The 15018-nt window shown below is 72.0% G+C and carries 11 protein-coding genes; 9 read left to right on the forward strand and 2 right to left on the reverse strand.

Annotated features, from left to right (window positions below; translation table 11 throughout):
- Positions 1-473 (forward strand): cellulose binding domain-containing protein (locus AOK24_RS05955; protein ID WP_206191151.1); only part of this gene is annotated, 473 nt, incomplete at its 5' end.
- An 87-nt stretch (positions 474-560) separates the two neighbouring features.
- On the opposite strand, the gene serC is transcribed toward AOK24_RS05955, so the two are convergent.
- Entirely contained in the window at positions 561-1679 is a 1119-nt protein-coding gene (serC, locus tag AOK24_RS05960) for a phosphoserine transaminase (RefSeq protein WP_055718999.1), read from the reverse strand.
- A 182-nt stretch (positions 1680-1861) separates the two neighbouring features.
- Here serC and AOK24_RS05965 point away from each other — a divergent pair, with 182 nt between their 5' ends.
- The 5 genes from AOK24_RS05965 (at position 1862) to AOK24_RS05980 (ending at position 9309) form a co-directional block, all read left to right on the forward strand.
- The gene (locus AOK24_RS05965) at positions 1862-4879 is read left to right on the forward strand and encodes an FAD-binding and (Fe-S)-binding domain-containing protein (RefSeq protein ID WP_055719000.1); all 3018 of its coding nucleotides are present in this window, start codon (positions 1862-1864) and stop codon (positions 4877-4879) included.
- A 71-nt stretch (positions 4880-4950) separates the two neighbouring features.
- Positions 4951-5682 (forward strand): metallophosphoesterase family protein, encoded by a 732-nt coding sequence (locus AOK24_RS05970; protein WP_055719006.1) that lies wholly within the window; start codon positions 4951-4953, stop codon positions 5680-5682.
- A gap of 188 nt (positions 5683-5870) precedes the next feature.
- A complete protein-coding gene (locus AOK24_RS52220) occupies positions 5871-6005 on the forward strand; it encodes a hypothetical protein (RefSeq protein WP_262414499.1) in 135 nt (44 codons plus the stop codon).
- A gap of 99 nt (positions 6006-6104) precedes the next feature.
- Complete coding sequence (locus AOK24_RS05975) at positions 6105-8171, forward strand: ABC transporter ATP-binding protein (protein WP_055719001.1); 2067 nt, start codon at positions 6105-6107, stop codon at positions 8169-8171.
- Positions 8172-8283: 112 nt separating this feature from the next.
- Complete coding sequence (locus AOK24_RS05980; protein ID WP_079056690.1) at positions 8284-9309, forward strand: EamA family transporter; 1026 nt, start codon at positions 8284-8286, stop codon at positions 9307-9309.
- Between the two features lie 135 nt (positions 9310-9444).
- On the opposite strand, the gene AOK24_RS05985 is transcribed toward AOK24_RS05980, so the two are convergent.
- Complete coding sequence (locus AOK24_RS05985) at positions 9445-11160, reverse strand: peptide-N4-asparagine amidase (RefSeq protein WP_240553685.1); 1716 nt, start codon at positions 11158-11160, stop codon at positions 9445-9447.
- Between the two features lie 184 nt (positions 11161-11344).
- On the opposite strand from AOK24_RS05985, the gene AOK24_RS05990 reads away from it, so the two are divergent.
- The 3 genes from AOK24_RS05990 to AOK24_RS06000 form a co-directional block, all read left to right on the forward strand.
- On the forward strand, positions 11345-12328 hold the full coding sequence (locus AOK24_RS05990; RefSeq protein WP_055719004.1) for a phosphotransferase enzyme family protein: 984 nt from the start codon (positions 11345-11347) through the stop codon (positions 12326-12328).
- 149 nt (positions 12329-12477) lie between these two features.
- Entirely contained in the window at positions 12478-13296 is an 819-nt protein-coding gene (locus AOK24_RS05995) for a TIGR03084 family metal-binding protein (RefSeq protein WP_055719005.1), read from the forward strand.
- On the forward strand, positions 13293-15018 hold a 1726-nt coding region (locus tag AOK24_RS06000), incomplete at its 3' end, for an acyclic terpene utilization AtuA family protein (protein WP_063799402.1). The genes AOK24_RS05995 and AOK24_RS06000, both read left to right, overlap by 4 nt.

Raw genomic sequence — 15018 nt, forward strand, 5'->3', positions numbered from 1 at the left:
GGACGTTCTGGTCGTGGAAGCCCAACGCCGGTGACACCGGCGGGATTCTGAAGGACGACTGGCAGACCGTCGACACGGTGAAGGACGGCTACCTCGCCAGCGTCAAGGCGCCGGCCTTCCCGCCGGTCGGCGGGAGCGGTGGCGGTGGGGGCGGCGGAGGCGGTGGCGGGAGCGCCGCCTGCACCGCGACCTACGCCGTCACCAGCGACTGGGGCGGCGGCTTCAACGGCGAGGTGAAAGTGGTGAATTCGGGGACGACGGCCATCTCGTCGTGGAAGGTCGCCTGGAACTTCCCCGGCTCGCAGCAGATCTCCAGCATGTGGAACGCGTCGTACACCCAGAGCGGCGCGGCGGTGACCGCCGCCAACGCGGCTCACAACGGGGCCTTGTCCGCGGGGAGTTCGGCCACCTTCGGGTTCGGTGCCGCACCCGGCGGGGGCAGTACGCCGGCCTTGACCTGTACGGCGACCTGAACTGCGCGAAGGGCGCCCGGAGTTCACCGGGCGCCCTTCAGCGTCGTACCTGTGCGCGGCGGACAACTACGCCGTGCGGCAAGGGAGTCAGAGGTTCTCGATCACGTGGTCGACGCACTTCGTGAGGGCCTCGACGTCCGCCGGGTCGATCGCCGGGAACATGGCGACGCGCAGCTGGTTGCGGCCGAGCTTGCGGTAGGGCTCGGTGTCGACGATGCCGTTGGCGCGCAGGACCTTGGCGATCGCGGCGGCGTCGATGTCCTCCGTGAAGTCGATCGTGCCGATGACCTGCGAGCGCTTCGCCGGGTCGGTGACGAACGGCGTCGCGTGCTTCGACTCCTCGGCCCAGGTGTAGAGGCGGGTGGAGGAGTCCTTCGTCCTGGCGGTGGAGAAGGCGAGGCCGCCCTGGCCGTTGATCCACTTGAGCTGCTCGTTCAGCAGGAACAGGGTGGAGAGCGCGGGGGTGTTGTACGTCTGGTTCTTGCGGGAGTTGTCGATCGCCGTGGGGAGGCTGAAGAACTCCGGGACGTGCCGGCCCGAGGCGTGGACGCGCTCGGCGCGCTCGATCGCGGCCGGGGAGAACACGCCGATCCACAGGCCGCCGTCGGAGGCGAAGGACTTCTGCGGGGCGAAGTAGTAGACGTCCGTCTCGGCGATGCCGACCGGGAGGCCGCCCGCGCCGGAGGTGGCGTCGACCAGGACCAGCGCGCCCTCGTCGGCACCCGCGACGCGCTTGATGGGCGCCGCGACACCCGTCGACGTCTCGTTGTGGGTGAAGGCGTACACGTCTACACCCGCCTCCGCCTGAGCCTCCGGGTGGGTGCCCGGGTCGGAGGAGATCACGGTGGGCTCGGCCAGCCAGGGGGCGAGCTTGGCCGCCTTGGCGAACTTCGAGCTGAACTCGCCGAAGGTGAGGTGCTGCGACTTGTTCTCGATCAGCCCGTGGGTCGCGACGTCCCAGAACGCGGTCGAGCCGCCGTTGCCGAGGACGACCTCGTAGCCCTCGGGCAGGGAGAAGAGCGCGGAGATGCCCTCGCGGACCTCACCGACCAGATTCTTCACCGGGGCCTGTCGGTGTGACGTACCCAGGAGGGAGGTACCGGTGGCGGCGAGGGCGTCCAGCGCCTCGATCCGCACCTTGGAGGGACCCGCGCCGAAACGACCGTCCGCGGGCTTGATGTCAGAGGGAATCCGGATCTCAGCCACGGGGGGAGGGTAGCCGTTACGGGAAACGTGAGCGAAACGTGGTCCGTCCGGTGAGACACCGTGTGGACGTCAGGGCAGGGGGCAGTACCGGTCCCTCCCAGGTACTACGCGCGGCACCGCCTTGAAGGATCTTGGACGTCCGGACCCCTGCCCCCGGGCGCCCGGCCTGATTTCCTGTACCCATGCCGAACCTGGAAGCGGATCTGCGCGCGGCCCTGCGAGGCGACGTCGGCTTCGACACCACCTCCCGTGCCCTCGTGACCATGGACGCCTCGAACTACCGGCGGGTCCCCCTCGGGGTCGTGGCTCCCCGGGACGACGCCGACGTGATCGCCGCCCTGGAGATCTGCCGGGAGCACGGGGTACCCGTAGTACCCAGGGGTGGGGGTACCTCCATCGCCGGGCAGGCCACCGGCACCGGCGTCGTCCTCGACTTCACCCGGCACCTGAACCGCGTCCTCGACCTGGACCCCGCCGCCCGTACCGCCGTGGTCCAGCCGGGACTGGTCCTCGACCGCCTCCAGGACGCCGCCGCCCCGCACGGCCTGCGCTTCGGCCCCGACCCCTCCACGCACAGCCGCTGCACCCTCGGCGGCATGATCGGCAACAACTCGTGCGGCTCCCACTCGGTCGCGTGGGGGACGACCGCCGACAACGTCCGGAGCCTGGACGTCGTGACCGCGCGCGGCGCCCGCCTCACCCTGGGGAGGGACTGGTCGGGCAGCCCCGAAGGACTACGCCGACTGGTCGACACCGAGTTGGCCCGCCTGCGCACCGGCTTCCCCGAACTTCCCCGGCGCATCTCCGGGTACGCCCTGGACGCCCTGCTCCCCGAGAACGGCGCCGACACGGCCCGCGCCTACTGCGGCTCCGAGGGCACCCTCGCGGTCCTCACCCGGGCCACCGTCCGCCTCGTCGAGGCACCCCGGGCGCGGGCCCTCGCCGTCCTGGGGTACGGGGACGAGGGCGACGCGGCGGAGGCGGCGGCCGGGCTGCTGCCGTACGGGCCGTTGACGGTCGAGGGTATGGCCGCCGACCTCGTACCCGAGAGCTACGGGTTGCCCCGCGGCGGTGCCTGGCTGTTCGTCGAGACCGGCGGCGACACCCCGGACGAGGCACGGGTACGGGGTGAGGCGATCGTCCGCGCGGCCGACGCCGTCGACGCGGTGGTCGTCACCGACCCCGCCGGACAGCGCGCCCTGTGGCGCATCCGGGAGGACGCGAGCGGTACGGCGACGAGGACCCCGGACGGCCGCGAGGCGTGGCCCGGCTGGGAGGACTGCGCCGTACCCCCGGCCCGCCTCGGCGCCTACCTGCGCGACTTCCGCGCCCTCCTCGCCGCGCACGGGCTGCGGGGTACCCCCTACGGCCACTTCGGCGACGGCTGCATCCACGTCCGCATCGACTTCGACCTCCTCACCGGCCCCGGCATCGCCCGCTTCCGCCGCTTCTCGGAGGAGCTCGCCGACCTCGTCACCGCCCACGGCGGCTCCCTCTCCGGGGAACACGGCGACGGCCAGGCGCGCGCGGAACTACTACCCAGGATGTACGGGGTGGAGATGGTCACCCTCTTCGAACGCGTCAAGGCGCTCTGGGACCCCGACGACCTCCTCAACCCCGGCATGCTGGTCCGCCCCGCACCCCTCGACACCAACCTCCGCTTCGCACCGCTGCCCCGCGAACCCGTCCCCGTCGTCTTCGGCTACCCCGCCGACGACGGCGACTTCTCCGCCGCCGTACGCCGCTGCGTGGGCGTCGCCAAGTGCCGTACGACGACGGCGTCCGGCCCCGCCGTCATGTGCCCGTCGTTCCGCGCGACCGGCGAGGAGGCCCACTCCACGCGGGGACGCGCGAGGCTCCTGCACGAGATGCTCGCGGGTGAACTCGTCACCGACGGCTGGCGGTCGACGGAGGTCCGCGACGCCCTCGACCTCTGCCTCTCCTGCAAGGGGTGCCGCTCGGACTGCCCCGTCGGCGTCGACATGGCCACCTACAAGGCCGAGTTCCTGCACCACCACTACGAGGGGCGACGGCGTCCGGCCGCGCACTACAGCATGGGACGGCTGCCGCAGTGGCTGCGGTGGATCGCCCGGACCCGGACCGCTCCGCTCGTCAACTCCCTTGCCTCCGTACGGCCGTTGGCGGCGCTGGGGAAGCGGGTCGGGGGCGTCGCGCCCGAGCGGGGGATTCCACGGGTGGCGTCGGAGACGTTCAGCCGGTGGTGGCTGCGGCGGTTCAAGGCGGCGCTGAAACGGGCTCGGGCCGAGCGGCGGGCTCCCGTCGAGTGGCGGCGGGGCGGGCAGATGGTCGTGCTGTGGCCGGACACGTTCACTGACCATCTGTCACCAGCTGTCGGCAAGGCGGCAGTTCGGGTGCTGGAGGCGGCCGGGATGACGGTCCTGCTGCCGCCGACCGTGCGGTGGAAGGGCGGGGCGGCGCCGTGGGCGGTGCGGCGGGGGAAGGTGTGCTGCGGGCTGACGTACGTCTCCACGGGGCAGTTGGAGCGGGCGCGGGAGGTGCTGCGGGCGACGCTGGATCTGCTGGATCCGTACCTGATCTCGGCCGACGATGCGCGGGATGTGCGGGAGGGGGAGCTGCTGGAGGAGGCGCGGGACAGCGGACTCGACGCGCTCAACGGTCTCGGCGGACTCGATGAACTCGATGAACTTCCGGACGAGGACGACGACTTGCCGCTCCCGCCCTTCATCGTCCTGGAACCCAGCTGCGCCGCCGCGCTCCGCGCCGACCTCCCCGAACTCCTCCCCGACGACCCGCGCGCCGCACGGCTCGCCGCCCGGGTGCTCACCTTCGCGGAGGCGCTGGAGAAGTACGCCCCCGACTGGACGCCGCCCCGGCTGGACCGGCCGGTGGTCGGACAGACCCACTGCCACCAGCACGCGGTGCTCGGCGACGCGGCCGACCGGCGGCTGCGGGAAGTCGCCGGTCTCAGCGGGGAATTGAGCGGCGGATGCTGCGGCCTCGCCGGTAACTTCGGCTTCGAGAAAGGGCACTTCGAGGTGTCGTCCGCCTGCGCCGAGGAGCAGCTCCTGCCGTCCGTACGGGAGGCGCCGCAGGACGCGGTCGTCCTCGCCGACGGCTTCTCCTGCCGGACCCAGCTGGAGCAGCTGGCCGGGGTGCGGGGCAGGCACCTCGCGGAGGTCCTCGCCGAGGCGCTGGACGACGAAGGGGGCGCCAAGTGACGTACGGAGAAGCCGAGTCGGCGTACAGGGGAGCCGAGTCGGCGTACGGGAAAGCCGAGTCGGTCGCCGTCCTGTCCGACATCCACGGCGTCCTGCCCGCCCTCGAAGCGGTCCTCGCCGAACCGGACGTCGCCGCTGCCGATCGGATCGTCCTCACCGGGGATATCGCGGCGGGACCCCAACCCGCCGAGGTCATCGATCTGTTGAGGGAGCAGGGCGACCGCGTGCTGTGGGTCTCCGGCAACGCGGACCGGGAACTGGTCGAGTACCGGCGCGGCCTGCGCGCCGAAATCCCGGACCCCATCGGCCCGTTCGCCGCGCGAGCGCTGACCGAGGAGCACGTCGCCTTCCTCGCCGCCCTCCCGGCGACCCTCACGCTCACCGTCGCCGGGCTGGGCGCGACCCTGTTCTGCCACGCAACTCCCCGCGACGACGAGGAAGTCGTCCTCGTCGACTCCCGCCCGGCCCGCTGGCGCGAGGTCCTCGCCGGGCTCGACCCCGCCGTACGCACGGTTGTCTGCGGGCACACCCACATGCCGTATCTCCGCCTCGCCGAGGGCAAGTTGGTGGTTAACCCCGGCAGCGTCGGGATGCCGTACGGCCGGTCCGGCGCGCACTGGTGCCTGCTCGGGCCCGGGGTGGACCTACGGGTCACGCCGTACGACGTGCCGGGAGCCGTTACGCGGCTGGTCGCCGCGTGCGCGTACCCGGGGATCGCCGAGTGGGCGGACACCTATCTGTACGCGCGGGTCACGGACACGCTGGCGCTGGAGACGTTCGGGCCGCGTGACGGACGCGGCTGACCAGGCACTCTGTGAATCGGCTGGGCGGCTCCGACGAAATGCCCAGCTTTTTCAAAGGTATTCACAGCGCCTCTTTGCCAACTTTGCCGACTCTGAACAAGGGAGCCGTGTAAGTTCCTCGGTATCGGGTTCCGGACGCGGAATTCGACGAAATCGAAGGTACAGCGCAATCCCCCTTAGGAGTCGGAATGAGCTTCAAGAAGCTTGCCCCGCTGCCCCCGAAGCCCAAGTCGAAGCAGCTCCCGCCCCCGCCGAAGCCGAAGCCCAAGGCCAAGCGCCCGGTTCCGCCGGCCCCCAAGCCGATCCCCGGCCGGGACAACTGATCCCGAGCTGAACTTTGAAAAAGGGCCGGTGGTGCACCGTCGGCCCTTTTTCGATTCATTTGCCGATGACGGGCCGACGGTGGGGAAAGGGCGTGTCGCATGGCCGGCAAGAATACGGGGATCGATGATCTCGATATCGATTCGGACGCCGAAGAATACGCGTACGGCACCCCGACCATTCCGCCCCGGGTCGCGTTCCGCCGTTTCTGGCCGCTGACCAGAGGACTGCGCACCTGGCTGCTGCTCGTCTGGGTCTGCACCGTCCTCGCCGCCCTCGCCGAGACCGAAGCCGTGCTGCTGTTCGGTGAGTTGACCGACCACGCCCTCAACCAGGGCTCCCTGAACGCCTTTTGGGCCCCCGCCGCGAAGTGGCTCGCTGTCGCGGTCGTCGGCGCGGCCGTCGCCTACGCCGGCAACTCCCTCGCCGCCTGGGCCACCGAACGCTTCGTGATGAGACTGCGCGAGCATGTCTTCGACCACGTACAGCAGTTGCCCCCGCACTTCTTCCAAGTCCACCGCCAGGGCGACCTGTTGTCCCGGCTCACCAGCGACGTCGAGGCGATCGAGACACTCGTCGTGTCCGGCCTCGTGGGCGCCGCCTCCGCCGGGTTCAGCGCCCTCTTCTACGCCGCCGCCGCGTTCTGGCTGCGCTGGGACCTGGCCGCCGCGACCTTCGTCCTCGCGCCCCTGTTCTGGCTCGCGGCCCGCCGCTTCTCCGGCTCCATCAAGGACGTCTCCCGCGCGGGCCGGGTCGCGGACGGCGCGATCACCTCCGTCGTCGAGGAGTCCCTCGGCAACATCGTCCTCACCCAGGCGTACGGCCGCCGCGACGCCGAGCGGCGGCGGCTGCACGAGGAGGCGACGGCGTGGTTCCGCGCCTCCGTGCGCTCGACCCGGCTGAACGAGGCGTACGAGCAGCTCGTCCAGGTCATCGAGACCGTGTGCGTGCTTGCGGTGATCGGCGTCGGCACCTGGGAGATCTCCACCGGCCGCATGACGCTCGGTCAACTCCTCGCGTTCGCAGCCTTCTTGGGCTACCTCTACCCGCCCGTGCGCGGCCTCGCCCAGCTCGGGCTCACGGTGACGGCGGCCACCGCCGGCGCCGAGCGGCTGATCGAGATCCTCGATGTACGGCCGTCGGTCGCCGACCCTCGGCACGCCGCCGACACCGGCCGCCCCGACGGCGCGATCACCGTCCGCGACGTCGCCTTCCGCTACCCCGGCGCGGACCGCGACGCCCTCCGAGGGCTCTCCTTCGACGTCAGCCCCGGCGAGCTGGTGATCGTCACCGGCCCGAGCGGCGCCGGGAAGTCCACGGTCTCGAAGCTCCTCCTCAGGTTCTACGACCCTGATACCGGAGAGGTACGCCTCGACGGCACACCTCTGCGGGACCTCGCCCTCACCCGGCTGCGGGAGTACGTCACCCTCCTCCCCCAGGAGACGCTGGTCCTGCACGACACCGTCCGCGCCAACATCGCCTGCGGCCGGCCCGGCGCCAGCGACGAGGCGATCGAGGCGGCGGCACGCGCGGCCGACGCCCACGACTTCGTCGTACGCCTCCCCGACGGGTACGACACGCGGATCGACCCCGGCACCGCACGCCTGTCCGGCGGTCAGCTCCAGCGGCTCGCCATCGCCCGCGCGATCCTGCGGGACTCCCCGGTGCTGGTCCTCGACGAGCCGACGACCGGGCTCGACGCGATGTCCGCACGCCGGGTGGTCAAGCCGCTGCGTCGGCTGATGGCCGGGCGGACGACCCTGATGATCACCCACGACCTCAACCTCGCGCCCGACGCCGACCGCATCCTCGTCGTCGACCGGGGGCGGGTCGTCGAGACCGGGCGGCACGAGGAACTGCTCGCGCGCGGCGGGGCGTACTCCCGGCTGCACCGCTCGCAGAACAACGCCGTCATGGACACCGGGGAGCTACGGATGCCGGTGTTCCTGGAGGAGGGAGCGGCGGAGGCGGGGGTGGGCGATGGCGTAGGCCAGGGGTACTACCCCGGTGACACGGGTGGAGCGGGGTACTACGGGTACGGGGCCTACGAGTCCGGGGGCTACGGGTATGACGTACCGGCTCCCGTACCGGCCCCCGAGCCCAACCCCTACACCGCATACGACACGAACCACCCCTACTACGGTCACCTCTTCCGGCCCGGCGACTGAAGGCATCTCACGCTCCGAGACAGCGGCAAACCCGGTTCACACGCCTGACCAAGTCCATTACCGTGGACTTGTAAGTGCACCACGATGAACTCGCCGAGCACCGGGACCGCCAGTGACCACCCCTGAACCGACGATCGCGACCCCTACTGGCGGCGTACCCGGAACCCTCCGAGGTGAGGGCGGCACTTGGGGCGGTACCCCTGGCGGGGGACGGGTACGGGGTACCACCCCCCTCGGGCCCATCGGCCTGGTGCTGGCCGGCGGCGTGTCGGTGCAGTTCGGCGGCGCCCTGTCCGTGCTGCTGATGCCGAGGGCGGGCGCGCTCGGCGTGGTGACGCTGCGGCTGGTGGTCGCCTCGGTCGTGCTGCTCGTGATCTGCCGCCCCCGCCTGCGCGGCCACTCGCGCGCGGACTGGGGCACGGTGATCGTCTTCGGCGCCACGATGGCCACCATGAACGGTCTCTTCTACCAGGCCGTCGCCCGCATCCCCCTCGGCCCGGCCGTCACGCTGGAGGTCCTCGGCCCGCTGGCCCTCTCGGTCCTGGCCTCCCGCCGCGCGGTGAACGCGGTCTGGGCGGCCCTCGCCCTCGCCGGCGTCTTCCTGCTCGGCGGCGGGAGCTTCGACAGCCTCGACCCGGCCGGTGTCGCGTTCGCGCTCTCGGCGGGCGTCGCCTGGGCGACGTACATCGTCTTCAGCGCCCGCACGGGCCGCCGCTTCCCGCAGGCGGACGGGCTCGCGCTCGCGATGGGCGTCGGGGCCGTCCTCTTCCTGCCGCTCGGGATCGCGGAGGCGGGTACGAAGCTGCTGCACCCGGCGACCGTCGGCCTCGGCGCGGCCGTCGCGATCCTCTCCTCCGTCCTCCCCTACACCCTCGAACTCCTCGCGCTGCGCCGCCTGCCCGCCTCCACGTTCGCGATCCTCATGAGCCTCGAACCCGCGATCGCCGCGGGGGCCGGGTTCCTCATCCTCGACCAGGCCCTGACCTCGCTCCAGGCGCTGGCGATCGCGCTCGTCATCGCCGCGAGCATGGGGGCGGTACGTACGCAGGTGGGGAGGGGGAGGGCGAAGGTGCCGGACGCGCCCGGCGCCTCCGGCAAGCTCAGCGCCTCCGGCGGCTCCGGAGCCTCCACCGGCTGAGGCGGCCGGCCGTCCCTCAGCCGGTGTACCCGGGTAGTACCCGAGAGGGACGACCGAGGAGAGGAGGCCGGGACCCCGTACCCGTCCCCGTTTCGTCCCTGTACTCGTACTCGTCCCTCCCGGGTACCCCCTATCTCAGTAGCGCTGTACGTCCTTCGTCAGGACCCCTTGCTCGGTCGCGAGGGTGTGGTCGTAGCGGACCCCCGGCCCCCGGACCCGGTACCGCTCACTCGTCGTGGCCACGGCGTGCCGCTGCTCGCGGGGTACGCCGAGCGTGAAGGTCGCGTCGCCGCGGTACTCGTCGTCGACGCGGGTGGCGCCGACGGCCGAGCGGTCGCCGACGGACATGATCACGCGCAGCCGGTTGGCGCTGTCGATGGTCGCGCGGCCGTCGAGCGTGTAGGCGCGGTCGGTGCGGGAGACGTGCCCGCCGGTGGTGACGGCCTGGTGGTCGGTCCACGTGCCGGTCTGGTCGTCGGTGTTCTCGTCGGGCGTCCACCGGTGGTCGATCGCGGTCCTTACGGTCCGCTCGACCGTCGTCGTGACCCGGCCGTGCGAGGTGTCGACGTACCCGGTGACCTTGAGCCGGTCCGAGCCGTCGGTCGCCAGGTGCCGCAGCGATCCGTCGGTGTAGTGATTGACGACCTGAGGACCACTCTGCCGGTACGACGTGACGGCTCCGGTCACGACCGCCTTGTGGTGGTCCTGCCAGACGAGGACGTTCGTCGGCGCGCTCCACCCGGTCTGCCCGGCCGGCACCCCGATCACCGACACGTCGACCTTGTGCGCCTTGCCGTCGTTGAGGACTCCCGCGAACGGCGTCAGGTCGTACACCAGCGGTCGTACGTCGAAGGAGTGAGGCGAGGGGATCACCGACCAGAGGTACGGGGACCAGCCGCCGGTCCACACGTTCGGGTACGGGGACGCGATCCCGGCGACCTTCCCGTCGACGCTGATCCGCACCTCGCGGTACGGCCCGTCGTCCCCGCCCTTGCAGGAGTACGACGCCGAAGGGGTGACCGCCGAGTACCAGAACTCCTCGCAGCCGCCGCCCGACCCGGTGGCGTACACCTCCGCGAGGATCCGCTCGGAGTTGCGCGGCACGGTGAGCGAGGCGCCTGTCGTCACACGGTCGGCGTCACTCAGCGGGATGACGCGGTCGGGCCCGGAGACCCGTACTCCAGGGGTAGACGCGTAGAACGTGAGAGTGACCTTGACGTTCAGGACGCCCGTGTAGGTGTCGTCGACAACGTTGCCGATGAGCATGTCGACGGACTGCGGGGTGCTGAGGGTGGGCGCGTACTGGGTGACGTCCTTCTCGACGGACCAGTCGATGCCGTCCTGCGAGGGCTCGGGCGTCGAGGTGCGGAGCATCTGCACGCCGCCGATGTCCAGATAGCCGAGCCGGTCGAACTGCCTGCCCTGCACGCTCCCGTCGAGGCGCAGCACGACCTTGGCCCAACTGCCGGGCGCGCCGCAGCCGTTGGGCGGGGTGTAGGTGCCGGTGTACGGGGTGAAGTCCTTGAACCGGGCCTGCGCGACGGTGACCGAGCACGACCTGGTGTGCGGGGTCGCGATCGGCGGGGCGGCGGTGACGGGGTCGTGGTAGTCGGTGCCGAACTCGGGCGGTACGGCGGTGGTCGGCGTGGTGGCGGTCGGCGTGCTGGCGGAGACCGGCACGGCGGCCGGTGTGCCGTTCGCCGGGACCGGCGTGCCGGCGGCGGAGGCGCTGCCCAGCGACAGGCCGAGCGCGGCGACGGTGGTGGCCAGCACGGTGAGCGCCCGGCCCGGACGGATCGTGGGTCCCGAGGGGCCCGGGGCTCTGGTTCTCGTGGTTCGTTCGACTCTCATGCGGCGCAGTGAACTGCCACACCCAGGGCCGGGCCAAGAGGACTTGGAAAGGTATTGACCAATTCCGGGGCATAATCCGACCGGGCGTCGATACGGCCGTGACCTGCCCGCCCTCGACCGCATCCCCCTCGGGCCGCGAAAATCCCGTACCCCGCGCGTACTACGCGAACTACAGTCGGCGCTCATGCCCACACCCACCAGGACAGTGGAAGCCGCAGCCATCGCCGACGCCTACTCCCTCGGCCCCGGCCCCTGGACCGTCACCCCGGTGACCCGGGGCGCTCTCGGGCAGATCTGGCGGCTGACCGGCGCCGGATCGTCCTGGGCGGTGAAGGAGATGCTGTTCGGGTGCGACGAGGACCAGGTCCGCAAGGAGGCCGGACTCCGGGACGCGGCGGAGGAGCTGGGCATCTCGGCGCCCCGCCTGCACACCAACCGCGACGGCGCCCACGTCACCCGCCTGGAGTCCTCCGCGGTCAAGCTGTACGACTGGGTCGAGGGGAGCGCGGCCGACCCCTCCGACCCGGCGGTCCTGGACTGGTTCGGGCGGACGGCCGGGATCGTCCACCGCGCGGGGGCGGGCGCCGAGGGTCCGGTGAACGACTGGTACGAGCGCTGCCCCGACGACGCCGAGTGGAAGGAACTCGGCGAGAAGGTACGGCGCGCGGGGCTCGCGTGGGCCGACGACCTGGACCGCTTCGTCGAGGGCGTAGTACCTGAGCTGTCCGCCTGGGTGATACCCGCGGGTGACGCCGGCCTGGTGATGTCGCACCTCGACTTCCAGCCGCAGAACGTCCTGGTGGGCCCCGCCGGACCGGTCCTGCTCGACTGGGACAACGCCGGCCCCATCTCCGCCGAACAGGAGCTGGCGCGCGCCCTGTTCATCTGGTCGGGCGCGAACGAGCCGGACCCCGGGAGGGCTCGGCGGATCGTCCGGGCGTACCGCGCCGCCGGTGGCCCGGGCGTGATCAGGGGGACGCGGTCGTTCTCCATGCTCTTCGCAACTGCCCTGAACTACGTGCGAGTTCAGGCCGACTGCGCGGTCGAACCGACGGTCACCGAGGAGCAGCGGGCGTTCGGTGCCGAGCAGGCGGTCCACTGCATGCGGGTGATCCCGCGGCTGGACGCGGTCGGTGTGCTGGCGGAGGCGGCTGCGGAGGTGGGCTGACCGGCCCCGCGGCCGGGAGACGAACTGAACGTCCTTGCGGCCCGGGGGTGTTGACCGGCCTTGCTACCGGGCGCCCCCGGGCTGCCGTCGCGACCAAAATCCATGCAAGCATGCTTGATTGTTTTCATCCCCGCTGCCATGCTCGCCCCATGGCCGACCCCACCCCCGTCATCGACGACCTGCGTGCCGAGAGCGAGGAACTCGACCGGCTGGTAGCCGAGTTGAGCCCCGAGCAGTGGAAACTCCCGACGCCGGCGGCCGGTTGGACCATCGCCCACCAGATCGCCCACCTCGCCTGGACGGACCGCTCCGCCCGGCTGGCGATGACCGACCAGGACGCGTTCTCGCGCGAGGTCGAGAAGGCGCTCGTGGCGCCCGGCGACTTCGTGGACGACGGGGCGCGGGCCGGCGCGCAACGCCCGCCCGAGCGCTTGCTCGGGGGCTGGCGGGCCGAACGCGAGGCGCTGGAGAAGGTGTTGCGGACGGCGCCCGAGCGGGGACGGTTCCCCTGGTACGGCCCGCCGATGTCCACCGCGTCCATGGCCACCGCCCGCCTGATGGAGACCTGGGCGCACGGCCTGGACGTCGCGGACGCGCTCGGCGTCACGCCGGTCCCCACCGACCGGCTCCGCCACATCGCCCGACTCGGCGTCAGGACACGGGACTTCGCGTTCGGCGTGCACGGGCTGGCGGCGCCGTTCGAGGAGTTCCGCGTCGAACTCACCTCCCCTTCCGGCGAGTTGTGGACGTACGGGCCCGAGGGCGCCGACCAGCGGGTCACCGGCCCCGCCCTCGACTTCTGCCTCCTCGTCACCCAGCGCGCCCACCGCGACGACCTCGCCCTCGACGCCGAAGGGCCGGAGGCAGAGCAGTGGTTGGGGGTCGCCCAGGTGTTCGCGGGGCCGCCCGGAGGGGGCCGCCCGCCGAAGGCGGAGACCACCGAACGGCAGACGGGGGAGGCCGGGTGACCCTCCGGATAGGCAACTTCTCAGGGTTCTACGGCGACCGTCTGGACGCCCTCCACGAGATGCTGACCGGAGGCGAACTCGACGTCCTCACCGGGGACTTCCTCGCCGAGCTGACCATGCTCATCCTCGGTCGGGACCGGCTCAAGGACCCCGGCGCCGGGTTCGCGCGCACCTTTCTGCGGCAACTGGAGGACTGCCTCGGCCTCGCACACGAACGCGGGGTGCGGATCGTCACCAACGCCGGCGGGCTCAATCCGGCCGGACTCGCCGACGCCGTACGGGAGTTGGCGCGGCGGCTCGGGATTCCGGCCAGGGTCGCGCACGTCGAGGGGGACGATCTGCGCGGGCGGTTCCCGGACACGCTCGCCGCGCACGCCTACCTCGGCGGGTCCGGGATCGCCGCGTGCCTGCGGGAGGGCGCCGACATCGTGGTGACCGGGCGGGTGACCGACGCGGCGCTCGTCACCGGGCCCGCCGCCGCGCACTTCGGGTGGGGGCCCGAGGAGTACGACCGGCTCGCGGGCGCGGTCGTCGCCGGGCACGTCCTGGAGTGCGGGACACAGGCCACCGGCGGCAACTACGCCTTCTTCCGGGAGGCCGACGTACGCCGTCCCGGCTTCCCCCTCGCCGAACTCCACGCCGACGGCAGCTGCGTGATCACCAAGCACCCCGGTACGGGGGGTCTGGTGGACGTCGGTACGGTCACCGCCCAACTCCTGTACGAGACGGGCGGCGCCCGGTACGCCGGGCCCGATGTGACCGCCCGCCTCGACTCCGTGGTCCTGGAGAGCGACGGGCCCGACCGGGTCCGGGTCACCGGGGTACGGGGGGAGGCGCCGCCGCCGGACCTCAAGGTCGGGCTGAGCCGGATCGGGGGCTTCCGCAACGAGGTCGCCTTCGTGCTCACCGGGCTCGACATCGAGGCCAAGGCCGCGCTCGTGCGGGAGCAGACGGAGACGTACGCCTTCGGCAAGTCCCGTCCCGCCGAGGTGCGTTGGGACCTCGTCCGCACCGACCGGGCCGACGCCGGGACCGAGGAGGAGGCCAGTGCCGTACTGCGCCTGGTCGTACGGGACGCACGGGAGGAAGCCGTCGGGCGTGCCCTGTCCGGCGCCGTCGTCGAGCTGGCTCTCGGGAGCTACCCCGGGTTCCACGTCCTCGCGCCGCCCGGGCGCGGGGCGCCGTACGGGGTCTTCGAGGCGGCGTACATACCTCAGGGGGACGTCGAGCACGTGGCCGTCCTCGACGACGGGCGGCGGATCGCCGTACCCCCACCCACCCGTACCACCGCACTCGAACCGGCACCGGAGCCGCCGCTCCCCGATCTGCCGCCTCCCTCTCAGGTACTAGTACGGGTACCCCTGGGGACGTTCGCCGGGGCCCGCAGCGGCGACAAGGGCGGTGACGCGAACGTCGGGGTGTGGGTACGCACCGACGGAGCCTGGCGCTGGCTCGTCCACGAGCTGACGGTCGACCGGTTCCGCGAACTGCTCCCCGAGACCCGCGAACTCCCCGTCACCCGCCATGTCCTGCCCGGCCTCCGCGCCGTGAACTTCGTGGTCGAGGGCATCCTCGGCACCGGCGTCGCCTCCCAGCACCGCTTCGACCCTCAGGCCAAGGCTCTGGGGGAGTGGCTGCGGGCGCGGTACGTGGACGTTCCGGAGGGCGTGGCGGGCGTCCCGCGCGCGGGGGCGACGGCGGAACCCGCCCGGCCCCCGGAAC

Origin of the sequence: Streptomyces niveiscabiei (assembly GCF_001419795.1) — a bacterium.
In the GTDB taxonomy this organism is placed as follows: Bacteria; Actinomycetota; Actinomycetes; order Streptomycetales; family Streptomycetaceae; genus Streptomyces; species Streptomyces niveiscabiei.